Consider the following 25,290-nt stretch of genomic DNA (forward strand, 5'->3'; position numbering starts at 1 on the left):
GTCCCCAGCTGGCCCCGCGTCGGACGGTTCGACCGTCCTGCGGAGGGAGAGTCAGATCTTTCTCTGATCCCGAGGGGGGATGGGGTGGGAGCGCTGATCCCCAGTCAGCACCCACCCCCACAACCTCACCCTCGGGATGGTGCGCTCAGAATGATCTCGACCAGAACCAGAAGATCGCGAAGCCGACCACGAACACGATCGGCAGCCAGGGGAATCGTCGCTTGAGCCGGCGTCCACCCCGAGCCACCCCGGGCGGCGGCGAGAGAAGCCCCGCGGGCGTAGCGAACGGAAGGCTCGCGCTCGCAGCCTGCGTTGAGACGGTCGCGGATGCCGCAGGAGGGCCCTCGAGGAGCATGCGTTCATCCCGCCAGCGTGCCCACTGATCGAACTTGGTGATCAGCGCGCCGACGGCGCCGAACAGCCATGCCCACGTCGCAGGATCGAGAGTCGTGACTCTGCGCTGGGTGTAGAGGAAGAGCCAGTCGTCGACGATCTCGACGTCGAGCTCGGCCGCGTTGTCGATGAACCGGGCCATGATGTCGGGAGTGAACAGATAGAGCGCGTCGCGCTCGTAGCCCTCGGGGCAGTACAGCGTGAAGTACTGGTCGAAGTCGCCCTCGAGCGACAGCCGCTGCTCCTTCTGGAAGGACGCCGGCAGGTTCGACCCGAATCCGTTGTTGCCCTTGGCGTCGAGCACGATGTTCGGCAGCGGAACGTCGAGCTTCACCGCGACGTAGCCCCAGCGGTAGGTGGTCGAGCTCTTTCCCCGCTTCACCGTGTACTGGTAGTTGCCGAACTCGACGAACCGCGGCCGCGTGCCGCGCACGAGATCAGTCGACATGCGCGAGCCGCCGAGGCTGAAGATCATGCCCGGAAGCCCGGGGGCTGCGACCCTGTCTTCGTACGACATGCCGTTCGCCTTCGCGAAGCGATCGAGCCGGTAGCGGGTGACCCGGGCGCGGCGCCACCCGATGATGCCGCTGATGGCGCCGACCGCGGCCAGGCCGCCGAAGACGAGGAGTCCGATGATCGCCACCCCGGGTGCGCGCACCATGCCGTTCATCGTCGTCACGAGCACCGGGATGCCGATCACACCCATCAGCACCAGCACGGCGATGCCGATGACCGACGACATCGACGTGCCCGAAGACCCGCGGGCTCGCAACTCCGCGGCGAACGCGCGCACAGCCTTCGGGTCGACGGGATCGGTCAGCGGTGCGGAGTCGAACGTCGGGCCGGTCTGGGGCTGCGGAGTGCTCATCGGTTGACCTCGTCGCCGTCCCACGTCAGATTCGCGTTCTCGTCGATCGGGAGCGCCTCGATCCGATCGTCCGCCACGAGTGCGGCGATGAGCTCGACCGATCCCGCGATGATCGTCGAGTCGTAGTCGACCTCGGTCACGAGCACCCAGGCACGGTCATCCGGCCACACGATGCTCGGGCTCTGCGCTGCAGGCGGGAACCCGTGAGCCTCGGCCGGTGCATCGCGCCACGGCATCCCGAGGATCCAGTCCGGGCGGGCGAAGGCCGCCACGTCGCCTCGGAACAGCACGTGGTCGCGGTTCAGCAGCTGCAGTCGTGGACCTTCGGAGATCTCCCGCGAGAGGATCCCCTCCTGCCAGGTCCTCTTGCGGAAGACGTTGTTGAACGGATCGTGCACGCTGCGATCGAGCATCGCCTGGTGGTTCGGGTCATCACTGACCGTGAAGAACGCGCGCGACGGTGCGTGGCCGAGGTGCCCCAGGAGACCGCCGGTGCCCTCCCAGAGCGCGGCATAGCCGGCGTCCGGCGTGGTGGTGTGCGCGACGAGGTGGGAGGCGATGGTCGCCAGCATCTCCGGAGAGATCGCTCCGCCCATCGGCTCGCTGAACTCGCGGCCGTCGGACGAGAGGCTCGCACTCCAGTCGCCGTCCGGCGATGTGCGCACGATGCCGTGCCACTGCGCGAGGGGATGCAGGGTCGTGCCGAACACGGATGCCGTCTCGGCCCAGGTCGTCGGCGCCACCACGATCCGGTCGAAGGTCTCCTGCCTCTCGGATTCCGTCATCGCGTCGTACTCGTCGTACGACGGCACCGGCCGGTCGGGCAGCGATCGCACGGTGGGCGGATGCAGCACCCGCGCGTACGCCGGGTAGCCGTGCGGGACCACGGAGTGCATGGTCGCATTCCACGGGTCGTCGAGGAGGGTACGCAGCCAGTCTCCGGCCGAGGTGTCAGGGGTCCACTGCATGCGGTCCACGGTACCTGCGGGGCATCGCTTCACCCACGGACGCGGCGGAGACGCCAGAATATGCGGAGAAGTGTGCGAGTGGCGGAGCGGACGACCACGCACATCCTCGGATCGAATCGGGTGCAGATGACCCCCGACTACGGTGACTTCCTGCTCACGGTGCGGGCGGAGACGGCTCACCTGCCCGAGCTGCTGCGTCTGGATCTCGAATGACCGATCGGACGAATCGTGGCGGTCGACGGCAGGTCGCTCTTTTTCGTCTCACCTGACGGGCGCCGAGCCGGAGCCCCCGAGACGCCCGAACGGGAGGTCTGACCGAGGGTTCACGAGACCCCCATAATCGGAACGTGACTTCCCCCGCATCCATCCCCTCGCTCGACGGCCGCCGGTTCCGCATGGTCTCCTCGACCACCTCGGCGGTCGACCCGGATGCTCCGAGCGAGTTCGTCTACCAGGAGCGCGACGGTGCGATCTGGGGCGACTACTCCGGAGACACCGTGACGTTCGGTCGTTTCGTCGGCACCCGCACGGGCGACACGATCTGGGTCTCTTTCGTGCACGTGCTCGTCTCCGACGGCACCGTGGTGACCGGCGACGGCGAGAGCGAACTCGAGCTGACGGATGACGGGCGCATCCGCCTCGTCGAGCACTACGAGATGCACGGACTGCCGCAGCTCAGCGTGTGCGAAGAGGCGTCTGCGGCCTGATCGCGGGCGTTTCGTCTCGGTCGGCTTCGCCGTCCTCGCTCAACGACCGGGGTGGCGGTCGGCTTCGCCGTCCTCGCTCAACGACCGGGGTGGCGGTCGGGGGGCGGGGCGTCAGCGCGGCGGCAGCGTGTCGCGCCCCGGGGATGCCGGCGTCCATCGCGTCATGCCGAGCGAGGCCTGAGGCTCGCGCTCCGGCAGGTCCGACGGCAGCAGGAACGAGCGTCGAACCACCTCGTCGAGCACCACGACGCTGACCACGGTACGCACCTCGGGCAGCTGCGCGATCACGCCCGTCGAGAACTCGTGCACGCCGCTCACGTCGACTGCGCGGATCAGCAGCATCGCGTCGTGCTCGCCCGTCGTGATGGCGCACCACTCCACGTCGGGCATCTCGACGATGCGGTCGCGGAACGACGCCCACGCCTGCGGATGCACCGTGACGAACACCAGTGCTCCGATCGACAGCCCCGCCTTGGCCTGATCGACCTGTGCACTGAAGCCGGTGATGACCCCGTCCTGCATGAGGTTCTCGACGCGGGTGTAGGCGTTCGCCCGAGAGATCCCCACGGTTTCGGCGAGAGCGGCGATCGAGATACGACCGTTATCGCGAAGCGTCTCGAGGATTCTGTATCCGGTGTCGTCCAGTGGGGCCGCACTTCGTCCAGATTGCCTGACAGCTTCGTCGCTCTTAGTGGACACAATGCTCCTCACGGGCCGGCTCTTGGACAGACTGTGGTGACGTCTGCAATCTTGCTGGACACATAGTCCCATACAATGCGAATCTGATCACCGGTCGTCCACCCGGCGTCGACCGAACCCGATGAACTCCTCGCCCTTGGAGGCCCATATGTCGTCACGTCGCAGCACGTCCGTCATCGCGATCGGCGCTGTCGCGCTTCTCGCTCTCGCTGGTTGCTCCGGTGGCAACTCGGCGAACAACGGCGGGGAGTCCTCAGGCTCCGACTCGCTCGTCATCGACACCGCGTTCTCGATCGAGACCGCAGACCCGGGTCACACCTATGACCCGACCGGCAACATGATCGCGAAGGCCCTGTACGAGACCCTCGTCGACTTCGAGGGTTCCGACGTCTCGACGCCGGTCCCCGGTCTCGCCTCGTGGGAGCAGAACGACGAGGCGACCGAGTTCACCTTCACGCTCGAGGGCGACCGCGTCTTCTCCGACGGCTCGCCGATCGAGGCGAAGGACGTCGTCTTCACCCTGCAGCGCATCCAGGGCATGACCGACGCCAAGCCGAACTTCCTGCTCGGCGGCCTCACGATCACCGAGGTCGACGAGAAGACGATCTCGATCACCTCCGAGACCCCGCTGCTGCAGCTGCCCGCGATTCTCGCGAACCCTGCCCTCGGCATCGTCAACTCCGACGTCGTGATCGAGAACGGTGGATCGATCGACGGATCCGACAGCGCACAGAGCTTCCTCGACGGCGAGTCCGCCGGATCCGGACCCTTCGTGCTCGACACCCTCGACCTGTCGTCGCAGGTCGTGCTCACCAAGAGCGACGAGTACAACGGTGATGAGGAGGCCGCATACGGCCGCGTCGTCGTGCGCAACGTCTCGGAGAGCGCGACCCAGCTCGCGAACCTCAAGGGCAGCGACTCCATGGTCGCGATGGACCTCAACGGCGACCAGGTCTCGGGCCTCGGCGACGGACTGAACGTCGAGTCGGTGCCGTCGGGTCAGACCATCTTCCTGCTGCTCAACCAGTCCGAGGCCGTCGGCGGAGACCTCGCGAACGTCAAGATCGCCGAGGCGATCCGCTACGCGCTCGACTACGACGCGCTGCTCGAACTCGCAGGGTCCGGCGCCGTGCAGGCGACCGGAGTCATCCCGCCCGGATTCGAGGGCGCCCTCGAGACCGGCGTCGAGCAGGACCTCGACAAGGCGGAGGCTGCTCTCGCCGAGGCCGGCTACACGGGTCAGACCCTGAAGCTGCAGTTCCCGAACGACTACCCGGTCGGCGGCGTGGAGTTCACCCCGCTCGCCGAGCGCGTGCAGGCTCAGCTCGAGGATGCCGGTATCGCCGTCGAACTCGCGCCGGCGCCGTTCGCCACCGAGCTCGATGCTTACGTCAACGGCACCGAAGGCTTCGGCCTGTGGTTCTGGGGTCCGGACTACGCCGACTCCGCGAACTTCCTGCCGTTCGCACCCGGTCTGAAGGTCGGTCTGCGTGCCGGCTGGGCGGCTGAGGCCAACCCCGAGATCGCGGGCATCGCAGCCGGTGCTGCCGCCGCGACCGACGAGGCGCAGCGGAGCGCAGCCTTCACCTCGTTCGCCGAGGCGATGCAGGCCGAGGGTCCCTTCGTGCCGCTCATCGTCCCCGGCCGCAACATCGCCACGGCGGATGCCGTCACCGGCGCCGTGTACAACTCGGTGTGGGAGATGGACATCGCCGAGATCACGCCTGCCGGCTGATCGGGGCTGACTCATGACGACGGTGGCCGTGCGACGGCAAGCACAGCGTCGCAGGTCGCCGCTCGTCGGATACCTGCTGCGCCGGATCGGCACTTCGCTGCTCCTGCTCGTGGGGGTCACGATCGTGACCTTCGCGCTGACGAACCTCGTGCCCGGCGACCCCGTGTCGGCGGCACTGGGCGAGGGAGCATCTCAGAATCCCGAGACGCGTGAGGCGTTCATCAAGGCCCAGGGCCTCGATCAGCCGCTGTTCGTGCAGTACTTCATCTATATGGGGAACCTTCTTCGCGGAGACCTCGGCACATCGCTGGTGACCGGGCGACCGGTCACCAGCGACCTGGCCACCGCGGTGCCGGCGACGATCGAGATCGCGATCGGCGCCATCATCCTCAGCCTCGCGGTCAGCGTCGTGCTCGGCACGCTCGCGGCCTACCGCCGAGGACTCGTCACCGATCAGGTGATCCGCATCGTGACGCTGATCGGCCTGAGCGTGCCGACCTTCTGGCTCGCGCTGGTCAGCTTCTACGTGTTCTTCCTCGAGCTGCGCATCGCTCCCGGATCCGGTCGCATCTCGCCCTCGATCACCCCGCCGCCCCGCATCACCGGGCTCTACACGGTCGACTACCTGCTCAACGGAGACGGTGTCGGGTTCGCGGATGCTCTCGCGCACCTGGCCCTGCCGGTGATGGTGCTGTCGCTCGTGACGATCGGCCTGCTGACCCGCTTCATCCGCACCTCGGTGCTCGAGGTGCTCGGCAGTGACTACGTGCGAGCGGCCCGCGCCAAGGGTCTTCCCGCGATGCGCGTCATCCTCGACTACGTGCTCCGTGGAGCATCCCTGCCGATCCTCACCGTCGTCGGCGTCGCCTTCGGCTCGCTGCTGTCGGGCACCGTGCTCGTCGAGTCGGTGTTCGCGTGGCCGGGCCTGGGCACCTACGCCTACAACTCGGCGGCGAACCTCGACCTCCCCGGCATCATGGGAGTGGGTCTCGTCGTCGGATTCATCTACCTCCTCATCAACTTCGTCGTCGATCTGCTCTACGGCGTCCTCGACCCGAGAGTGAGGATCGCATGAGCCGCATCGACTCGGCATCCGGCCCCTGGCGGTTCCGGTTCCGCTGGCCGCGCGCCTGGCGCACGCCCCTCGGCGTGATCGGCACCGTCATCGCGGGCGCCTGGATCATCGTCGCCTTCACCGCGCAGTGGTGGGTGCCCTACGGCCCCAACGCGCAGGTGCTGCCGCGTCTGCAGGCGCCCGGCATCGACACCCTGCTCGGCACCGACGGCAACGGACGCGACATCTTCTCGCGTCTGATGACGGGTGCGACCGTGAGCCTTCCGCTCGCGCTCATGCTCGTGATCGCCGCGATGATCATCGGCACCGTGGTCGGGGCCGTCGCCGGCTACTTCGGCGGCTGGGTCGATGAGACCCTGATGCGGATCACCGATCTGTTCATGGCTTTCCCGACCGTCATCCTCGCGATGGTGGTGGCGGCCTCCCTCGGCCCGTCGTTGTTCAATGCGGTGATCGCGGCGATCGTCGTCTCGTGGCCGCAGTACTCGCGAGTCACCCGCAGCATCGTGCTCGGACTCCGCGGGCAGAACTACGTGATCGCGGGTCGCCTGCTCGGCCATTCGCCGCTGCGGACGCTGTTCATCGACATCCTGCCGAACATCGCCGGTCCCGTGCTGGTGCTCGCGACCCTCGACATCGGCGCGGCGATCCTGCTGCTCTCCGGCCTCTCGTTCCTCGGCCTCGGCGCACAGCCGCCGACGGCCGAGTGGGGATCCATGATCTCTGCGGCCATGCAGAACTTCGATGCCTGGTGGCTCGGGGTCTTCCCGGGGCTGGCGATCCTGACCGTGGTGCTCGCCTTCAACTTCCTGGGTGACGCGATGCGCGACATCCTCGACCCGACGGCCGAGGTCACGCACGAGAAGCAGGCAGACCACGTGGCATCCGCGAAGGGAGCGGCAGCATGAGCGGCGCACCCGCACTGAGTATCCGCGATCTGACGATCGACATCGGGCGTCCCCTCGTGCACGGCATCTCCCTCGACCTCGAGGCCGGTCGCATCCACGGTCTCGCCGGAGAATCCGGATCGGGCAAGACGCTCACCTCGCTCGCCGTGCTCGGGCTCCTGCCCCGGCAGGCGCGCACCGGCGGATCGATCACGCTCGCGGGGGAGGAGCTGGTCGGCATGCGTCGCCGGGCCCTCAACCGCATTCGTGGCAAGCGCATCGCGATGATCTTCCAGGACCCCTCGGCGTCGCTGCACCCGCAGCTGCCGATCGGCCGGCAGCTCACCGACCACATGCGCGTGCACCTCGGCCTGCGCGGCGAGGCGGCGAAGGCCAGGGCCATCGAACTGCTCGAGACGGTGCAGGTGCCGAATCCGGATGCCGCGCTGAAGCGCTACCCGCACCAGTTCTCGGGCGGACAGCGGCAGCGCATCGCGATCGCCTGCGCCCTCGCGTGCGACCCCGAGGTGCTGCTGGCCGATGAGCCGACCACCGCGCTCGACGTCACGGTGCAGGCCGGCATCCTGCGTCTGCTGCGCGACCTCGCGACCGAACGCAACCTCGCGGTGCTGCTCGTGACCCACGACCTGGGTGTCATGAGCGCCATCGCCGACGAGGTCGCCGTGATGAAGAACGGGCAGATCGTCGAGAGGGCCGATCGCGCGACGCTGTTCCGCGACCCGCAGCACGAGTACACCCGCACGCTGCTCGCGGCCCTGCCCGGGTCGAAGATCGCGAGCATCGACACGGATCCCGGGCTGCTCGACCCGGTGCTGTCGGATGCTGAGCTGTCGGATGCCGAGCTGTCGGATGTCGCTGAGGAGGCTCGAGATGAGTGAGATCGCTGTTCTCGATGCGCAGGGCGTGGTCGTGCGCTACCCCGGCAGTCCGCCGGTGATCGCCGTCGACGACGTCTCGTTCACCGTCGCGCCGGGCGAGACCGTGGCGCTGGTCGGCGAATCCGGCAGTGGCAAATCCAGCCTCGCTCGCGCAGTCGTGGGCATCGAGAAGCTCGCCGGGGGAGAGGTGCGGTTCCGCGATGCGCCCGTGACTCCGCTCGGCATCCGCCGTCGCAACGTCAACCTCACCGGCATCCAGATGGTGTTCCAGGATCCGTCGACCTCGCTGAACCCGCGACGCCGCGTCGGTGATCAGATCGACGACGGCATCGCCACCGCGCGTGCGCGCGGGGCTGAAGGGTCGACCGTTGAGGAGTGGCTCGAACGCGTCGGGTTGCCGACCGAGGTCGCCACGCGCTTCCCGCACCAGTTCTCGGGTGGCCAGAAGCAGCGTCTCGCGATCGCGCGGGCGCTCGCCGCGCGGCCGTCGCTTCTCGTCGCCGACGAGCCGATCTCGGCTCTCGATGCATCGACGCAGACCAGCGTCGCCGGCCTCATGCGCGACCTCGTCGCCGAGTCCGGCGCGGGGATGCTGTTCATCTCGCACGACCTCGCGGTGGTGCGCCGCATCGCCGACCGCACGCTGGTCATGTTCGCGGGGCGGGTGCTCGAAGCGGGTGCCACTGACCGCGTGTGGTCTGCGCCGCAGCATCCGTACACGCAGGCGCTGCTCGCCGCGATCCCCGAACCCGACGGCGCCGGCCGCATCCCGGTCGCTCCGTCGACGAACGAGCGCGTCGTGTGGTCAGAGATCGCCCCCGTCATCGACTGAACACGGACCGTCTGTCGCCCGGCCGTGGGGTCACGTCGTGTCGGGCGGTCTTCGCCGTATAGGGCGGATCACGCGGTGCGGGCGCTCCGCCCGACAGGGAGTTCTCCGCCCATCGGGGCGCACCTTCCCCTGAGGTCGTCCGACGCGGCCAGACCGATCAGCGAGGAATGAGGGTGTACGGGATCTCGTGGTGAGCACCGGCCGACGGCACGGTGTTCGAGAGGATGTCGAGGATCGCCGAGGCCGCCTTCTCCACCCCGTGATCCACGGTCGAGAAGGTCGGGATGTGGAAGCCGCCCTCGTCGATGTCGTCGAAACCCATGACCTGCACGCGGCCGGGCACATCGATGCCGCGGCTTCCGAGCGTGTAGAGCGCGCCGAGCGCGAGACTGTCGCTGAAACAGAAGAGCGCATCGAACTCGGCACCGCTCTCGATGAGGCGCTCGACCGCTTTCGACCCGTCGGCGCGATTGAACTTCTCGACCGAGGCGTGGAGCGAGGCGTCGGGCTCGATCCCGGCGGCCGAGAGCGCACGGAGATATCCCTCGAACCGGAGTCGCGAGGTGGCCGTGGGCCCCGACTGCTGAACGCCGACGGCGGCGACGCGGCGGCGACCGCTCTCGAGCAGGAAGGTCGTGGCTGCGGCTGCGGCTGAGACATTGTCGATGCCGACATGGTGCGCGCTCGGACCGACGAGGGCCTCGGCCTGCTCGCCGATCAGAACGAGGGGCGGACTGGCCGGGCGGTCGTCGAGGTCGGCGGCGGTCAGTGCGAGCGGGCTCATCACGATGCCGTCGAGCGCGGGGAGGCCTTCGCCGGCGATCATCGCGAGCTCGGCATGGCGTTCTCCACCGGTCTGCGCGATGAGCACCGTGAGCGAGCGGCGCTGGGCCGCCGTGACGAATTCCGAGGCGAACTCGGCGAAGTAGGGCTCGCGCAGGTCGGGGAGTACGAGGGCGATGAGGCCGCTGCGGCCGTTGCGCAGCTGTCTGGCGGCGAGGTTCGGGCGGTATCCGAGTTCGTCGATCGCCTCGAGGATGCGCTGTCGCACCTCGGCGCCGACCCAGCCTGTGCCGTTGACCACGTTGGAGACCGATTTGGCGCTGACCCCCACGCGGGCAGCGACGTCGGCGAGTGTGACACGGGCCATCGGAGCTCCTCTCCATCCGGGGTGAGAGACCGCGGAGGACGTGCGAACTGCTCGATCCGACTCTAGCGGTTGACGTTAGTTCAACGTGGAACTATCGTGTAGTTCAACGTGGAACGGAATGCGCTTTCCACGGTGCGAGGGAGCATCCGCTCTGCTCCGACGACGAATACCCATCGGTGCAGAGCGCCGGGAGAGAGAGCCGTGGACGTGGCACTGCGAGACATCGACAGCCAGATCGAGACCCTGCGAGCGAGCACGCTGGAACCGGCACGACCGAGGCCGCAGCTGGTGCGCGCCTCGTACGTCGAGCTCGACGGCGACTGGGGCTTCGCACACGACGACGGCGACGTCGGCAGTGCGGAGGGCTGGTTCGACGGGCGTGATCTGCCCGACCGCATCCGCGTGCCCTTCCCTCCCGAATCCCCCGCGTCGGGCGTCGGAGCGACGGGCTTCCACCCCATCGTCTGGTATCGCCGCACCCTGACATCCGACGATCTCGGCGCCGTCGATCATCGCGAGGGTGCGAGGCTGCTGCTGCACTTCGGCGCAGTGGACTACCGAGCCGAGGTGTGGGTCGACGGCCGCTCGGTCGGCACCCACGAAGGCGGTCACACCCCGTTCGCCCTCGACATCACGGACGCACTCGATGACGCGGTGGTCGAGCACACGATCGTGGTGCGCGCTGACGACGACCCGCACGACCTCGCGCAGCCCCGCGGCAAGCAGGACTGGCACGAGGAACCGCACGCCATCTGGTATCACCGCACCACCGGGATCTGGCAGTCGGTGTGGATCGAGTCAGTCGCCCCGCAGCACGTGACCGCCCTCAACTGGACCAGCGATCTCACCGCCGGCACCGTCACGCTCGAGGTCGCCCTCAACCGCAGCGGCGACAGCGTCGTGCAGGTCGAGGTCTCGCATGGCGGGGAGGTGCTGGGCGCGGCATCCGTGCGCGCGACCGGGCCGACGACGACCCTCACCTTTCCGCTCGCCGGTCAGGAGAACGGCCAGCACTACGAGCATCTGCTGTGGAGTCCGGGTCACCCGACGCTGCTCGATGCCGCGATCACGCTCGAGTCCGGTGGGGAGACGACCGATGCGGTCTCCAGCTACTTCGGCCTGCGTTCGGTGGGGTGGCGAGACGGAGCGATGCTCCTGAACGAGCGGCCGATCACGCTGCGCTCCGTGCTGAGTCAGGGCTACTGGCCCGAGTCCCACCTGGCTGCTCCGTCTAACGATGCACTGCGCCGCGAGGCCGAGCTGATCGCGGAACTCGGCTTCAACTCGGTGCGTATCCATCAGAAGGTCGAGGACGAGCGCTTCCTGTACTGGGCCGATCGCCTGGGCCTCCTGGTCTGGGGCGAGATGCCGGCGACCTACACGTTCTCGCCCACGGCCGTGCAGCGCACCACAGCCGAGTGGACGGATGCCGTCATGCGCGATCGCGCGCACCCGAGCATCGTGACCTGGGTGCCGCTGAACGAGAGCTGGGGTGTGCAGCACATCGCCTCACGACCCGACCAGCGGGCGTTCGCCGAATCGCTGTATCACCTGACCAAGGCGCTCGACCCCACGAGACCCGTCATCTCGAACGACGGCTGGGAGCTGGGCACCTCCGACCTCTGGACCATCCACGACTATGAATGGGACGGGCAGGTGCTCGCCGACCGCTACGACGTCGACGAGAGCGAGCTGCGCGACTACATCGCGGGCATCGGGCCGGCAGGCAGGCAGGTGCGGCTGCCGGGGACGGTCGACGCCGGACAGCCGATCATGCTCACCGAGTTCGGCGGGGTCAAGTGGGCGGCTGATGCGGCGCCGTCGAACTCGTGGGGTTACTCCGAGGCGGTCAGCCCCGAGGACTACGAGCGCCGTCTCGCGGCGATCCTGGTCGCGGTGCAGTCGGGCATCCGCGACCGCCACGGCCGCCGGGGCGGACTCGCCGGCTGGTGCTGGACTCAGCTCACCGACACCATGCAGGAGCAGAACGGACTGCTCACCGAGGCGCGAGAGCCGAAGCTCCCGATCGAGACCCTGCGTGCCCTGATCACGGGAACGCCGACCGACTGATACCTGTCACCCCTTCCGTGGCGGCGGACGCCGCCGTCCGAACACCGGGCAGATGCCCACTCAATGAGGAGATCCACATGTCGAAGAGGTTGCCCGCCCTGATCGCCGCCGTCGGCGTCACCACCCTGGTGCTCGCCGGATGCAGCGGAGGTTCGAACGATGCCCCGACGGAGGTGACGTTCGACGAGGACACGGCCGCAGAGATCAGCTTCTCGTGGTGGGGCAACGAAGACCGCGCCGATCGCTTCGAGCAGGTCGTGGCGCTGTTCAACGAGGAGTATCCGAACGTCGAGGTCGTGCGCAACTTCAACGCCTGGGGTGACTACTGGACCGCCCGCAACACCGAAGCCGCGGGGAAGTCGCTTCCGGACGTCGTGATGATGGATGCCGGATACCTCGGTGAGTACGCGAGCAAGGACCTCCTCGCCGACCTGACGCCGTACCGCGACACACTCCTACCCCTCGACGGGATCAACGACCAGGTTCTCGGATCCGGCACCGTCGACGATCAGCTCGTGGGCGTTCCGCTGGGCACGAATGCCTGGTCGATGATGTACAACAAGGATCTCCTCGACTCCTTCGGCATCGACTACCCGACCGACGACATGACCTGGGACGAACTGAACGACTTCATCCTCGAGGTCAACGAGGCCGGCGGCGCATCGGATCCGCGCATCTACGGCGCGGAGGACTACACCGGCGGTCTGCCGAACTTCATCTACCACCTGATGCAGGAAGGCAACCCGGTCTTCGAGGAGGACGGCACCGCCTCATTCGACGAGAAGGACGTGATCTCGTACCTCGACAGCGCGGCCGACCTGCGCGACGACGGCGACTTCTACCCGGTCGAGCGCAGCGTCGCCCTGTCGCCGAGCGGTGGCTTCCTCGCGGGGGAGGCCGCGATCTGGTTCAACTTCTCGACGACGGTCCTGCAGGGGATGACGGATGCCGGCACCGAGAACATCGGCATGATCCAGCCGCCGCTCGAGAAGGGCGAAGACGCCCACGTGCTCGCTCCCAAGCCCAGCATGCTGCTCAGCGTCGCGAAGAACTCGGACCAGCAGCAGGCGGCGGCGGCGTTCGTCGACTTCCTCACCACGTCGCCCGAGGTCGCCGAGATCTTCGGCACCTCGCTCGGCACCCCGCCCACCGAGGAGGGTCGCGCGGCGATCGACCAGACTCCCGCCGACACCGTGAACCTCGACTATCTCGCATCGGTCGATGACGAGCTCACGGCGAGCTACCCGATCCTTCCTGCGGGCTACGGGACCATCGAGGCCAAATGGGGCGAGCTGCATGAACAGCTGCGATACGGCGACATCACCACGAAGCAGTTCGCCCAGGAGCTGTTCACCGAGATGTCGCTGGTTCTCGGATCCTGACCGTCTCGCACGACCCTGCCGCACGGCTTAGGCGCCTGGCTGCAGGAGAAAGGATGACCCCATGACTGCTCCTGCAGCCACCGCCGCTCCGACGCGACCGGCCAGACCGCGCCCCAACCTGCGCGCTCGTCGTGAGACGAGAGCCGGCTATCTGTTCCTCAGCCCCTGGCTGATCGGCTTCTTCGCCCTGACGGCCGGACCGATGGTCGCCTCGCTGTTCCTGTCGTTCACCGACTACAACCTGTTCAACGACCCGGAGTTCATCGGAGTCGACAACTACACGCGGATGTTCTCCGATCCGAACTTCCTGCAGGCCGTCAAGGTCACCGGAATCTATGTTCTGGTCGGCACACCCCTGAAGCTGATCGCCGCGCTCGCCGTCGCGATGCTTCTCAACGTGCCCCGGCGCGGTCAGGGGTTCTACCGTTCGGCCTTCTACCTTCCGTCGCTGATCGGCGGCAGCGTGTCGATCGCGATCGTCTGGAAGGCGATGTTCATCGACAACGGCATCGTCGCGCAGATCGGATCGTTCTTCGGCGGACCACCGGCATCAGAGGGCGGCTGGGTCGGTGACCCCGCGCGCACGCTGCCGCTGCTGATCCTGTTGACGGTGTGGCAGTTCGGGGCGCCGATGGTGATCTTCCTCGCGGGTCTCAAGCAGGTGCCGCCGGAGCTCTACGAAGCGGCATCCGTCGATGGGGCAGGGCCGGTGCGTCGGTTCTTCTCGATCACGATCCCGATGCTGTCGCCTGTGCTGTTCTTCAACCTGCTGCTCGAGACGATCCACGCCTTCCAGGTGTTCAACTCGGCGTACATCATCTCCAACGGCAGCGGAGGGCCCGCCGGATCGACCCTGTTCTACACGCTGTACCTCTACCTTCGCGGGTTCCGCGACTTCCAGATGGGCTACGCCTCGGCGATGGCGTGGGTGCTCGTCGTCGTCGTCGGCCTCGTCACGGTGATGCTGTTCCGCAGCTCGAAGGCCTGGGTGCACTACGCGGGAGACGAACGATGAGCAAGGTACTCACACACACCGAGGTCGTCACGACCGATCGCACCACGGGGCGGATGCCGCGAGAGGCGACCACCCGTCGCTGGCAGAACCGGGCGAAGTCCACGGTCTTCCACGTGGTGACCCTCGCCGTGCTCGTCGTCATCCTGTACCCGGCAGCATGGATGGTCATGTCGTCGTTCAAGCCCGGCAACGAGATCATCGGCTCGGTCAGTCTCGTTCCCGAGAGTTTCTCGTTCGACAACTACCTCAAGGCGCTGCAGGGGATCGGAGGTGTCTCGTTCTGGACGTTCGTGGTGAACTCGCTGATCCTCGCGCTGGCCTCGGTGATCGGCATCGTGCTGTCCTGCTCGATCACGGCGTACGCGTTCGCCCGCATCCGGTTCCGCGGCAGTCGGCTGTTCTTCCTGTGCATGATCGCGACGATGCTGCTGCCGTTCCACGTGGTGATCATCCCGCAGTACATCGTGTTCAATCAGCTCGACATGATCAACACGTACTGGCCGCTGCTGCTGGGCAAGTTCCTCGCGGCCGACGCGTTCTTCGTCTTCCTGATGATCCAGTTCATCCGCGGGCTTCCGCGTGACCTCGACGAGGCCGCCCGGATCGACGGCGCGGGCCACGTACGCACGTTCGGGTACGTGATCCTGCCGCTCATGAAGCCTGCGCTCGTGACGAGCTCGATCTTCGCGTTCATCTGGTCGTGGAACGACTTCTTCGGGCCACTGCTGTATTTGAAGGACCCTGGCATGTACACGATGCCGCTGGCGCTGCGCCTGTATGTCGATCAGACCTCGACGAGCGACTACGGCGCTCAGATGGCGATGGCGATCCTGGCACTGCTGCCCGTGGTCGTGTTCTTCCTGGCCTTCCAGAGATACCTGGTCTCTGGCGTCGCGACCGAGGGGCTCAAAGGATGAGCAGCGCCAGGGGATCGCGTGCGCGCGGCGATGAGCGGCGCTTCGGTGGCGCGGGAGTCTCGGCGTTCGGCGAGATGCTCGTCGTGGGGCTCGGTGTCGCTGTCCTCGCGCTGCCGCTCGTCACCGTCGCCCCGGCGATCGCTGCCGGAGTCAGACATCTCGACTCGCACCTCGACCATGAGCAGGACTCGGTCAGGCGGTTGGCGTCGCTGGGGCTGCAGGCGATCCGGTCGGGATGGTGGTTCGGCCTCGCGTCGACCGTCGTGATCGGACTCCTCGTGCTCAACATGATCGGAGGAATGCAGGGGCTGTTGCCAGGAGGCACTGGACTCGCCCTCGTGAGCGGGGCGCTCGCCGCGGTGGTCGCGGTGGCCACGCTTCGGACGGCCGCGCTGTGGCATCCGGGCGCCCGCTGGTCGCAGCTGTGGCGGGCCGGCCGGAACGCGGTGCTCGACGACCCGATCGGTGACGCGTTCGTGCTCATCGGCATCGGCGTCGCGATCACGGTGGTCTGGATGCTCCCGCCGCTCATCGTCATCGCACCGGGGCTGATCGTCGTCTCGCTCGTCGCAGCCGAGCGGAGGCGGATGCAACCGAGCAGGAACGACTGACACAGTCTGAACGCAGTGCGGGCCGAGGCGAATGCCCCGGCCCGCACTGCGTTTCAGAATGATCAGAGGGGCGCGACGATGTCCTGTGCGACGTCCCACTCGGTGATCTCCATCGTGGTCTCGATGGACTGGCCACCGGCCTCGGCGGATGCGGTCGATGCGAGGATCACGTAGTCGGAGGTGACTTCGTAGACGACGTCGACGGGCATGCCCTGGATGTCGGCCGTGCCGGTCACCAGGTACACGTCCTGGCCGAGGCGGCTGCCGGTGCCGGTGACGGCGAAGTCGCCGGTAAGGCCGCCCGCAGCCTCGGCGGGATCGATGCCCTCGAGGTTCGTGGCGCTCGCGCTGAGCGCGGCGATGACGGGATCGGATGACTCCGGGTCGGCGGCCTGCCACTCGCTCGTGGGGGACTTGACCCACACGTCGTCGCCGATCACGATGAGGGAGCCTGCGGGCGAGATGGATTCGACGGCCTTCTCGGCCGGGTTGTACTTCATGGTCGACTCCATGCCGAGCACCGTGGTGGTGCCCGCGTAGCCGGCGGTGTCGGCCATGGCATCGGTGATGCAGGCGCCGAGGGCTGCGCCGTCGACGGAGGCGCCTTCGGCGAGCTCAGGGCAGTCGGATGCGGGAGCCGCGGTCTCCTCCTGCTCTGCGGCGGCGCTGGGCGACTCCTCCGCAGGCTTCTCCTCCGCACCGGCAGAGCAGCCGGTGAGCAGCACGGCAGCGGTCAGGGCGAGCCCGACTCCCCACTTCTTGGAACGCATCATGTTTCCCCCTTCGGTCGTGCACGCGATGTCGATCACCGCGCACGCACTCCAGCATGCCGCCTCTGCGGCGATGGCAGTGGAGACAGTCCGAAGGAAACTCGGCTAGACTGTCGAGGTTGTCTGCCCGCTGGCATCCATTCGGGAAGCCAGGGCCGACGACATGCACACACCCTCCTGCTTCCGGGAAAGTCCCGGAAGCCGTTCTAGTCCGAAGGAGGTGGGTAAGTGACGCACCAGTACGAACTCATGGTCATTCTGACCCCCGAGATCGATGAGCGCCAGGTCGCACCCACGCTCGACAAGTTCCTGAAGGTCATCACCAACGATGGTGGCTCGATTGAAAAGGTCGATGTCTGGGGCAAGCGCCGGTTCGCTTATGAGATCCAGAAGAAGACCGAGGGCATCTACGCCGTCGTGAACTTCACCGCCACCAGCGAAGCCACGCAGGAGCTCGACCGTCAGCTGAAGCTGAACGAGCAGATCATGCGCACCAAGGTGCTCCGCGCTGAGGAAGCTCAGGCAATGATCGCTTCCGAGGCGAAGCGCTCCGAGGAGAAGGCTGCCCGCAAGGCCGCCAAGGCTGCGAAGGCCTGAGTTCCATGGCCGGCGAAACAGTCATCACCGTGGTGGGAAACCTCACGGCCGACCCCGAGCTGCGCTACACGCAGAACGGACTGCCGGTGGCGAACTTCACCATCGCTTCGACGCCTCGGAACTTCGACCGCGCCGCCAACGAGTGGAAGGACGGCGAAGCGCTGTTCCTCCGTGCGTCGGTCTGGCGTGAGTTCGCCGAGCACGTGGCGGGTTCGCTGACCAAGGGAATGCGCGTCATGGCGCAGGGCCGTCTGCGTCAGCGCTCCTACCAGGACCGCGAAGGCAACCAGCGCACAGCGATCGAGCTGGAGGTCGACGAGATCGGCCCCTCGCTCCGGTACGCGACCGCGCAGGTCACCCGGGCGGCGTCCAACGGTGGCGGTGGCGGCGGCGGACAGTCGCGCCCCGCGCAGCAGCAGCAGGTGTCGGAGGAGCCGTGGTCTACCCCCGGCTCGTCGACCAGCGCAGATGCCTGGAGCACTCCGGGCAGCTTCGGTGACGACACCCCCTTCTGAGAAATCTTCTGGATCGGGTCCCTGAGTCCGTCGAAAGACTCGGTGGCCCGTCTCACAACTAAGGAAAAACAATGGCTGGAAAGTCGAGCGGCGACCGCCGCAAGCCGCGGAAGGGTGGCAAGCCCACCGCTCCCGCGAAGTCGATCCGGGTCGGTCTCATCGATTACAAGGATGTCGCGACCCTTCGCAAGTTCATCTCGGAGCGTGGCAAGATCCGCGCCCGTCGTATCACCGGTGTCTCCGTGCAGGAGCAGCGTCTGATCGCCAAGGCGATCAAGAACGCTCGCGAGATGGCTCTCCTGCCCTACGCCGGCGCTGGCCGCTGAGGGGTACGGATATGGCAAAGCTGATTCTCACGAATGAAGTTGCCGGGCTCGGAAGCGCCGGCGACGTGGTCGAGGTCAAGAACGGGTACGCCCGTAACTACCTCATCCCCCAGGGCTTCGCTACGGCGTGGACCCGCGGTGGCGAAAAGCAGGTCGCTTCGATCCAGGCTGCTCGCCAGGCTCGCGCGATCCACGACCGCGACGAGGCCGTGGCCCTGAAGAACACCATCGAAGGCACCAAGGTTCGCCTGGCCGTCAAGGCCGGCAACGAGGGTCGTCTCTTCGGTTCGGTCAAGACCGCCGATGTCGCCGACGCAGTCGCGGCAGCCGGTCTCGGCTCGATCGACAAGCGCAAGGTGCACATCGGATCGGCCATCAAGGTCACCGGTGAGCACGAGGCCACTGTTCGTCTGCACGACGACGTGACCGCTGTCATCACCCTGCAGGTCGTCGCCGCCAAGTAAGGCCCGACACCCGCGCACACGCCCCCTGTCCTCCGGGACAGGGGGCGTTTCGCATCTCCGGGATCCGGATGCCGCCTCAGACGAGGCCGAGCTCCCCGGCTCGACGCGGGTTCGCCGGCAGCGATGGATCGACGTCGACGGCACGGGTCCACCCCTGATCGTCGATGGGCACGCCGCGCGCGGCGAGGGCACTGACCGCATCCTCCACCGCGTCGACGAAGTCTGCGCCGACGTGAGACCCGGCCACGAGTGAGACGATCACCTGCATGTGGGCGCCCTGACCGCCGACCGAGACGACGGCGACGCCCTTGGCCGACAGGGGGCCCAGCCTGCTCGTGATCGCCGAGAGACCGCTTCCTCCGATCAGGACGTCGCCCACGACCGATCCTCGCCGGTAGACGCGCTCAGCGCCGGATGCGGCGGCGGTGGCGTCAGCGCGGAAGTGCGCGGACCGCATCGTGCGGTCGATCTCGCCGAGCACCGTTCCGACGGCATCCGTCGGAACGGTGAAAGTACGCGCGCCGTTGACCGCCCAGCGCAGTCGCTTCGGGTCTTCGGTCACCCTGGCCACCCCTGGGCGAGCGCCTGCGATGCGAGTGACGACTGACCGATGACAGCCTGCATGGTGACCTCCCCGAAAGAGTCTAGGCATACGCTCGAAATCGCCCTGCGTGCGAATCGCGGACTGCGCGTGAGAACCAAATCCGCTGGTCGCGACCGCGTGTTCGGAGGTGTTGCGCAGTGTGACGCGCCCGGTGAAGATCCGGCTTGACTTTCCCCAGGTTCTACACATCCCCTCACATGATGGACAAACCTTCAAGGTGCAGTTGAAGCACGTTCTCATCCACAGGTTGGGGAATCATAAAAGGGCTGATCGAGAGCAATAAACAGTTCGCAAATCCGCATAGTCCACCGGGTTATCCACAGCCGTTGTACACAGACACTCCGGAATTCTCCGCACGCTCTCCACAGAGTTATCCACAGGCTGTGTTGCGACCGTAAATCACCGCTCGTAGCGTGGTCGAGCGACCCGATGTCGGTGGCTGCTGGTTCGCTGTGCAGACGGCTTCGAACGGCCGCGACAGCGCAGCACGACATCCGGGCAGCGCCCCGCCCCACCACGCTCGTCGCATCGAAGGGAACACTGTGTCGATCGCTGACATCTCCGAGGATCGCCTCGGTGGCAAGCGTCCGCCCGAGCGGACCCCGCCGCACGACCTTCTCGCCGAACAGAGCGCGCTCGGCGGCATGCTGCTGTCGAAGGATGCGGTCGCCGATGTCATCGAGACCCTCCGGGGCGCCGACTTCTACATCCCCAAGCACGAGCTGATCTTCGAGGCGATCCTCTCGCTGTACTCGCACGGTGAGCCGACCGACGTCGTCGCGGTCACCGACGAGCTCATCAAGACCGGCGAGCTCAGCCGCGCAGGTGGGGCCGACTACCTGCACACCCTCACCTCGATCGTCCCGACCGCGGCCAACGCCGGCTACTACGCGGGGATCGTCTCGGAGCGTGCGATCCTGCGCCGCCTGGTCGACGCCGGAACCCGCATCGTGCAGCTCGGCTACGACGGTCAGGGCGATGCGACCGACCTCGTCAACAACGCCCAGGCGGAGATCTACTCGATCACCGGCTCCGAGACGGCGGAGGACTACGTCCCCCTGCAGATCGCCGTCGACGCGGCGCTCGAAGAGATCGAGGCCGCCAGCGGCCGCGACGGATCGATGACAGGCGTGCCGACGGGCTTCAAGGAGCTCGATGAGCTCACCAACGGTCTGCACGGTGGGCAGATGATCGTCGTCGCTGCGCGTCCCGCCATGGGTAAGTCCACTCTCGCTCTCGACTTCGCGCGCGCGGCATCCATTGGGCACAACCTGCCCTCGGTCTTCTTCTCGCTCGAGATGGGCAAGAGCGAGATCGCGATGCGTCTGCTCAGCGCCGAGGGGCAGATCCCGCTGCAGAACATGCGTAAGGGAAACCTCGACCCTCGTGACTGGACCACGGTCGCCGCGACCCGCGGGCGCATCAACGATGCGCCGCTCTACATCGATGACAGCCCCAACATGACGCTCGTCGAGATCCGCGCGAAATGCCGCCGACTCAAGCAGCGCGAGGGTCTGCGCATGGTCATCATCGACTACCTGCAGCTGATGACCTCGGGCAAGCGCGTCGAGTCGCGTCAGCAGGAGGTCTCGGAGTTCTCACGAAGCCTCAAGCTCATCGCCAAGGAGCTGCAGGTTCCTGTCATCGCGCTGTCGCAACTGAACCGTGGTCCCGAGCAGCGTCAGGACAAGAAGCCCGCGATCAGCGACCTGCGTGAGTCGGGCTCCATCGAGCAAGACGCCGACATGGTGATCCTGCTGCACCGCGACTCGGTCTACGACAAGGACGTGCGTCCGGGTGAGGCCGACCTGATCGTCGCCAAGCACCGTAACGGTCCGACCGCCACCATCACCGTGGCCTTCCAGGGCCACTACTCGCGCTTCCACGACATGGCGCCAGGCGGCGACTTCAACTGAGTCGCCACGCGCCGAACGCTCGCACGAGAAGACCCGTCACTCCAGGTCGCACTTCCAGCCTTCGCAGGGCAGTTTCGGGTCGCGCGCGACCTCGCCTTCGGGCACCGTCAGCACCTCCTCCGACTGGGGGATGCTGAACATCTGCAGCCCCTCGGTGGTCATGAGGGTGCGCCATGCATCGCAGCCGGGATGGTACGGCGGCTGCTCGTAGTCGAATGCACGCAGCGCCTCGGGTGAGCGGGAGGCGCGCAGGGCCTTCAGGTTGTCCCACATCGGGTCGTCGTCGAGTTCCATCTCGGGCTCAGGCTGCACGAGCTGCACGGTCGAGACCTCGGCCTCCATGACGGTCGGGTCCGAGAACACCGGGATCCGAGGGCCTCGCACGGTCAAGTCATAAGTGACCCCGGCGACGAAACGGACCTTGCGCGACGGATCGGCCGCGCAGGTCACCTCGTCGTCGGCGAAGTAGGCGCCGCAGTCGGTGCTGATCGTCGAGTAGTCGGGTGCCCTGCGCACAGTGTGGCGATCGACCCCGCCCGACAGCGTGCACGACGTCTCGGTCGTGGCAGGGAACAGCGGATTCACCAGTCTCAGCCCGGCAAGAGCGACCACGGCCAGAAACACCGCGACGCCGATGAACGTCCAGACCTTGCGTCCACTGCCTGACGGCGAGTCCCCCCGAACCATTCCCCGATCATCGCAGATGCCCGAGCGGATGCGGTTGCGCCAGGCCCTGGCTGTGGAGTGCGAGGGAGACGGGGCGCCCCCACCACGGGGGAGGCGGCGGAAAGGGCGCCCCGTCGGACGTCGTCGTTGTGACGCCGCCGCTGCGGCCGCACCGAAGAGCGGCTTGGCTGCTCACACAGAGTCGCACCCGATGCGACCCCGCACAAGTGTCCTTTGTCCAGAGTTCGCGCGGGCCGACGCTCGTACTCAGGTGAGCGCCTCGGCGTGACGTCGGAGCCCGCGACGGTTCGAGACGTCGAGTTTGCGCATGATGCGATGCATGTGGCTCTCGACCGTGCGCACGCTCAGCACCAGGCGCGTGGCGATCTCGGCGTTCGACAGGCCGCTCGCGGCCAGGCGCCCCACCTCTTTCTCGCGCTCGGTGAGGGTGACGGCGACCGCGCCGAACCGAGCCAGGTCGAAGTTGCGCCCGGGGTGACGAGCGCGCAACTGCTCCTCGCGGTCGAGGGCCTCGCGCTGGGCCGAATCGTCTCCCGCCTCGGCGAACCACGTGCGAGCGAATCTGCACGCCGACAGTGCGGTGCCGGTCAGACCCCGGCCCTCCAGCTCGCCCACCGTCGCGAGCATCGATTGCGGATCCCGTGCCACCAGGGCGCTGACGAACGCGGCGTGGGCCGTGAGGCCCCCAGCATCCGGCATTTCCTTCGCATGTGCGAGAGCGACACCGAGGCGTTCCGGTGTCGGGTCGATCTCGACTGCCGAGAGCTCGGCCATCAGCCCGGCGAAGCGGGCGCCGCGCTGCCAGAGGGCATCGCCCGAGCGGGCCAGCACCTCCGCCGCCTGCTGCACCTTGCCGTCGAAGGCGAGAAGCTGCACCCGGGGCCACGCGTTGCTCTGCCCTGGCAGGGGGCCGTCGATGGCGCCGAGCTGTTCGATGTCGGCGGCGAGACGCTCACCGGCAGTCAGCTGCCCACGGCGAATGGCCACGACCGCGGCGATGGCGAGCAGCGACAGCTGCATGCCCGGCGGCAGGGGCGACGGCTCGCCCGCCGAGAAGATGACCTCGAGCAGCTCGTCCACCGCCGCATGATCGCCCGACGCCAGGTGACACAACGCGGCAGCGGTGCCGAACGCCCGGACTCCGTCGATGTCGAGGTACCCGTGTGCCTCGTCGAACCCGCGTTGCAGCACCTCCAGCGCGGCACTCGCATCACCGGTACCGAACAGTGCCAGTCCGAGCAGCACTCGTGGAGTGTGACGCTGCTCCTCGCCCTCGAGAGCCTCGATCAGTGTGAAAACCCGCTTCGCGTCGGTGAAGCGACCCAGACTCACGAGCACGCTCATCTGCGTTTCGAGCAGCACCGCCTTGACGGTCGTCGGAAGATCGTCGGCGACCTCGAGGCGGGAGCTGAAGTCGTCCGGCACGGTGCCGACGTTCGCGAGGAGCTGCACCTCGACCGCTCCCAACATCGCGGCGTGGTCGCCGACGGTCAGGGCGTCGTCGTGCAGTTGACTGATGGCCCGGGCGCTGTCGTTGTCGACATAGGCGGTCCACTCGGCCCGCAGCGCGAAGAAGTCAGCCCTGCTCGCACTGTCGCCCGAGACCGCCCCCGGCGACGACAGCACCTCGGTGATCACATCGCGGACCTTCGGGGTGTGGGTGTGCATGAGGGCGCGGATGTACCGCACGGCGCTCGACGCCGACGGATTCGCCTCCCACTCGGCCGCGGTGACCAGGCGACGGGCGCGGGCCCGCTCCTGCAGCAGCCGCACGAACAGCGCGTCCCTCGCGCCCGACGTGTGCGGTGAGGACTGCGGTTCGGTGAGCACAGACCACACCGACTCCGGCGTGCTCAGCTGCCGCACGATCTGTCCGGTCAGGCGGGTGCGACGGGCGGTGAGAGGCTCGTGCCGGAAGAACTCGACCAGCAGCGGAGGCATCACGGCGACGAGCTGCCGGTCGCCGCTGGGGATGAAGGTGATCATCCTCCGCTCCTCCAGCAGCTCGAGGGTTCCCCAGTCCACGAGCTGACTCGCGGTGTCGATGTCGGCGACTCCGACGATCGCGATGATCTCGAGCGCATCGCGGGTCGCATCGTCGAGGCTCTCGAGGTGCGCCTCGAGCACGGCGCGCAGACCCGAGCTCCACAGGTCACGTGTCGCGGTCCACTCGCCCGAGCGCATCACGAGCCGCTGTTCACGCACGGTCGCGTCGACCAGGCTCAGAGCGAGTCCGATGTTGCCACCCGACTTCGCGAACACCCGGCTCATCGTCGTCGCCTCGATCGGACCCGACAGATAGCCCTCGAGCGCGGTCTCCATCTCCTCGAATCGCAAGGGCGTCATGTCGATCACGTACGAGGGCTCGAGGGTCGAGGCGGGAAGCCCGCTCGGGGTGTGCCTGGCGCGAAGCCCCTGCAGGCGGGAGAGGACGATCGGCACGCCGTACTCACGCCGGACCGACTCGGCGACACCCCAGGACGACTCGTCGAGGTCGTCCCAGTCGTCGAGGAACAGCACGGATCGCTGCGGACGCAGGGCCTGGCGCAGCGACTCGGCCGTCTCGTGCAGATTGGCACCGGGGCGCTGGGTGCCCGGAGCTCCGATTCCAGCCAGATGGAGAGCCGCCAGTGGATGCTGTCGCAGCGAGGCGATCCCGCGCACGGCGATCACCGTCCACTCGTCCTCTTCGACGCGGGCGCGCAGTTCCTTGAGGAATGCGCTGCGCCCCGATCCACGGCTGCCGACGACGTCGATGCTGACACCCGCGCGAATGAGATCCACCGCGGAGGCGAGACTCTCTTCGCGACCGACGACCATGAGATCCCGCTTTCTCACGCGCTGCTCTTATGCAAAAAGTACTCTCCAGGGTCAGGGACGGATAGGTGCAGTCCTGCGGGTCCGACTCGGCGGTCCCGACAGGTGAGCCTCTCGCACGACCGCCCGCGTCGACGGCGCAATCGGTCGCGCTACGCGGAGCGGGGGCCCGGCTTGCGTACCCCCACCCGGCGAGACGCCGGATCGACGACGCCATGCAGTATTACGGCTGCGGTACTGAGCATCGGCGCGGCTGATTCCTCACGGCCGGCCGCTTCGCCTACGCATGAGCACGCGCCGACCACTGAGATCGGAGTGGGGGACTGCTGAGGCGAGGGGGAAGCACGGGTGCGGGTGGGCCAGCGGCCGCATTCTTATGATGATCG

General features: G+C 67.4%; 25 protein-coding genes. 17 read left to right on the plus strand and 8 right to left on the minus strand.

Features of this window, described 5'->3' with window-relative positions; genetic code table 11:
• Window positions 1–145: 145 nt before the first annotated feature.
• Both ACZZZN_RS15725 and ACZZZN_RS15730 read right to left on the minus strand, forming a co-directional pair.
• Window positions 146–1,261: a hypothetical protein gene (locus ACZZZN_RS15725; RefSeq protein WP_463506076.1), complete on the minus strand. Its 1,116-nt coding sequence runs from the start codon at window positions 1,259–1,261 to the stop codon at window positions 146–148.
• Window positions 1,258–2,229: a hypothetical protein gene (locus ACZZZN_RS15730; protein ID WP_463506077.1), complete on the minus strand. Its 972-nt coding sequence runs from the start codon at window positions 2,227–2,229 to the stop codon at window positions 1,258–1,260. The genes ACZZZN_RS15725 and ACZZZN_RS15730 overlap by 4 nt, the downstream gene beginning before the upstream one ends.
• 78 nt (window positions 2,230–2,307) lie before the next feature.
• On the opposite strand from ACZZZN_RS15730, the gene ACZZZN_RS15735 reads away from it, so the two are divergent.
• Window positions 2,308–2,442 (plus strand): hypothetical protein, encoded by a 135-nt coding sequence (locus ACZZZN_RS15735; protein WP_463506078.1) that lies wholly within the window; start codon window positions 2,308–2,310, stop codon window positions 2,440–2,442.
• A 134-nt stretch (window positions 2,443–2,576) separates the two neighbouring features.
• Entirely contained in the window at window positions 2,577–2,936 is a 360-nt protein-coding gene (locus ACZZZN_RS15740) for a hypothetical protein (protein ID WP_463506079.1), read from the plus strand.
• A gap of 111 nt (window positions 2,937–3,047) precedes the next feature.
• Here ACZZZN_RS15740 and ACZZZN_RS15745 read toward each other — a convergent pair whose 3' ends face one another.
• On the minus strand, window positions 3,048–3,635 hold the full coding sequence (locus ACZZZN_RS15745; protein ID WP_463506080.1) for an Lrp/AsnC family transcriptional regulator: 588 nt from the start codon (window positions 3,633–3,635) through the stop codon (window positions 3,048–3,050).
• 148 nt (window positions 3,636–3,783) lie between these two features.
• On the opposite strand from ACZZZN_RS15745, the gene ACZZZN_RS15750 reads away from it, so the two are divergent.
• Genes ACZZZN_RS15750 through ACZZZN_RS15770 form a run of 5 tightly spaced genes read left to right on the plus strand, consistent with a single transcriptional unit; the run spans window position 3,784 to window position 9,063 of the window.
• The gene (locus tag ACZZZN_RS15750; protein ID WP_463506081.1) at window positions 3,784–5,370 is read left to right on the plus strand and encodes an ABC transporter substrate-binding protein; all 1,587 of its coding nucleotides are present in this window, start codon (window positions 3,784–3,786) and stop codon (window positions 5,368–5,370) included.
• Window positions 5,371–5,383: 13 nt separating this feature from the next.
• The gene (locus ACZZZN_RS15755) at window positions 5,384–6,445 is read left to right on the plus strand and encodes an ABC transporter permease (RefSeq protein WP_053098208.1); all 1,062 of its coding nucleotides are present in this window, start codon (window positions 5,384–5,386) and stop codon (window positions 6,443–6,445) included.
• Window positions 6,442–7,353 (plus strand): ABC transporter permease, encoded by a 912-nt coding sequence (locus tag ACZZZN_RS15760; protein WP_215168717.1) that lies wholly within the window; start codon window positions 6,442–6,444, stop codon window positions 7,351–7,353. Before ACZZZN_RS15755 ends, ACZZZN_RS15760 begins: the two co-directional genes overlap by 4 nt.
• The gene (locus ACZZZN_RS15765) at window positions 7,350–8,231 is read left to right on the plus strand and encodes an ABC transporter ATP-binding protein (RefSeq protein WP_463506082.1); all 882 of its coding nucleotides are present in this window, start codon (window positions 7,350–7,352) and stop codon (window positions 8,229–8,231) included. Before ACZZZN_RS15760 ends, ACZZZN_RS15765 begins: the two co-directional genes overlap by 4 nt.
• The gene (locus ACZZZN_RS15770; protein ID WP_463506083.1) at window positions 8,224–9,063 is read left to right on the plus strand and encodes an ABC transporter ATP-binding protein; all 840 of its coding nucleotides are present in this window, start codon (window positions 8,224–8,226) and stop codon (window positions 9,061–9,063) included. The genes ACZZZN_RS15765 and ACZZZN_RS15770 overlap by 8 nt, the downstream gene beginning before the upstream one ends.
• Window positions 9,064–9,220: 157 nt before the next feature.
• On the opposite strand, the gene ACZZZN_RS15775 is transcribed toward ACZZZN_RS15770, so the two are convergent.
• Entirely contained in the window at window positions 9,221–10,213 is a 993-nt protein-coding gene (locus ACZZZN_RS15775; RefSeq protein ID WP_463506084.1) for a LacI family DNA-binding transcriptional regulator, read from the minus strand.
• Window positions 10,214–10,420: 207 nt separating this feature from the next.
• On the opposite strand from ACZZZN_RS15775, the gene ACZZZN_RS15780 reads away from it, so the two are divergent.
• The 5 genes from ACZZZN_RS15780 (at window position 10,421) to ACZZZN_RS15800 (ending at window position 16,208) form a co-directional block, all read left to right on the plus strand.
• Window positions 10,421–12,283, plus strand: coding sequence for a glycoside hydrolase family 2 protein (locus tag ACZZZN_RS15780; protein ID WP_463506085.1), 1,863 nt, complete (start codon window positions 10,421–10,423; stop codon window positions 12,281–12,283).
• Between the two features lie 77 nt (window positions 12,284–12,360).
• Window positions 12,361–13,665, plus strand: coding sequence for an ABC transporter substrate-binding protein (locus ACZZZN_RS15785; RefSeq protein ID WP_463506086.1), 1,305 nt, complete (start codon window positions 12,361–12,363; stop codon window positions 13,663–13,665).
• Window positions 13,666–13,726: 61 nt separating this feature from the next.
• Window positions 13,727–14,680 carry a carbohydrate ABC transporter permease gene (locus tag ACZZZN_RS15790; protein WP_463506087.1) on the plus strand — a complete coding sequence of 318 codons (954 nt, stop codon included), beginning with the start codon at window positions 13,727–13,729 and terminating at the stop codon, window positions 14,678–14,680.
• 53 nt (window positions 14,681–14,733) lie between these two features.
• Window positions 14,734–15,597 carry a carbohydrate ABC transporter permease gene (locus ACZZZN_RS15795; protein WP_463506608.1) on the plus strand — a complete coding sequence of 288 codons (864 nt, stop codon included), beginning with the start codon at window positions 14,734–14,736 and terminating at the stop codon, window positions 15,595–15,597.
• Window positions 15,594–16,208: a hypothetical protein gene (locus ACZZZN_RS15800; RefSeq protein WP_463506088.1), complete on the plus strand. Its 615-nt coding sequence runs from the start codon at window positions 15,594–15,596 to the stop codon at window positions 16,206–16,208. Before ACZZZN_RS15795 ends, ACZZZN_RS15800 begins: the two co-directional genes overlap by 4 nt.
• Before the next feature lie 62 nt (window positions 16,209–16,270).
• Here the strand turns inward: ACZZZN_RS15800 and ACZZZN_RS15805 are convergent, their stop codons facing one another.
• On the minus strand, window positions 16,271–16,981 hold the full coding sequence (locus ACZZZN_RS15805) for a hypothetical protein (RefSeq protein WP_463506089.1): 711 nt from the start codon (window positions 16,979–16,981) through the stop codon (window positions 16,271–16,273).
• Window positions 16,982–17,206: 225 nt separating this feature from the next.
• Here ACZZZN_RS15805 and rpsF point away from each other — a divergent pair, with 225 nt between their 5' ends.
• From rpsF to rplI, 4 genes are all read left to right on the plus strand, one after another.
• On the plus strand, window positions 17,207–17,575 hold the full coding sequence (gene rpsF, locus ACZZZN_RS15810) for a 30S ribosomal protein S6 (protein ID WP_194764332.1): 369 nt from the start codon (window positions 17,207–17,209) through the stop codon (window positions 17,573–17,575).
• Window positions 17,576–17,580: 5 nt separating this feature from the next.
• On the plus strand, window positions 17,581–18,090 hold the full coding sequence (locus ACZZZN_RS15815) for a single-stranded DNA-binding protein (RefSeq protein WP_194764331.1): 510 nt from the start codon (window positions 17,581–17,583) through the stop codon (window positions 18,088–18,090).
• Between the two features lie 71 nt (window positions 18,091–18,161).
• Window positions 18,162–18,416 (plus strand): 30S ribosomal protein S18, encoded by a 255-nt coding sequence (gene rpsR / locus ACZZZN_RS15820; RefSeq protein ID WP_314426118.1) that lies wholly within the window; start codon window positions 18,162–18,164, stop codon window positions 18,414–18,416.
• An 11-nt stretch (window positions 18,417–18,427) separates the two neighbouring features.
• On the plus strand, window positions 18,428–18,880 hold the full coding sequence (gene rplI, locus ACZZZN_RS15825; protein ID WP_463506090.1) for a 50S ribosomal protein L9: 453 nt from the start codon (window positions 18,428–18,430) through the stop codon (window positions 18,878–18,880).
• A gap of 76 nt (window positions 18,881–18,956) precedes the next feature.
• On the opposite strand, the gene ACZZZN_RS15830 is transcribed toward rplI, so the two are convergent.
• Window positions 18,957–19,442, minus strand: coding sequence for a hypothetical protein (locus ACZZZN_RS15830; protein ID WP_463506091.1), 486 nt, complete (start codon window positions 19,440–19,442; stop codon window positions 18,957–18,959).
• 584 nt (window positions 19,443–20,026) lie between these two features.
• On the opposite strand from ACZZZN_RS15830, the gene dnaB reads away from it, so the two are divergent.
• Window positions 20,027–21,400, plus strand: coding sequence for a replicative DNA helicase (gene dnaB, locus ACZZZN_RS15835; protein ID WP_194764328.1), 1,374 nt, complete (start codon window positions 20,027–20,029; stop codon window positions 21,398–21,400).
• A 36-nt stretch (window positions 21,401–21,436) separates the two neighbouring features.
• On the opposite strand, the gene ACZZZN_RS15840 is transcribed toward dnaB, so the two are convergent.
• A complete protein-coding gene (locus tag ACZZZN_RS15840) occupies window positions 21,437–22,087 on the minus strand; it encodes a hypothetical protein (protein WP_463506092.1) in 651 nt (216 codons plus the stop codon).
• A gap of 246 nt (window positions 22,088–22,333) precedes the next feature.
• A complete protein-coding gene (locus ACZZZN_RS15845; RefSeq protein ID WP_463506093.1) occupies window positions 22,334–24,925 on the minus strand; it encodes a helix-turn-helix transcriptional regulator in 2,592 nt (863 codons plus the stop codon).
• Window positions 24,926–25,290: the final 365 nt, after the last annotated feature.

The organism is Microbacterium sp. AC145, assembly GCF_979258505.1.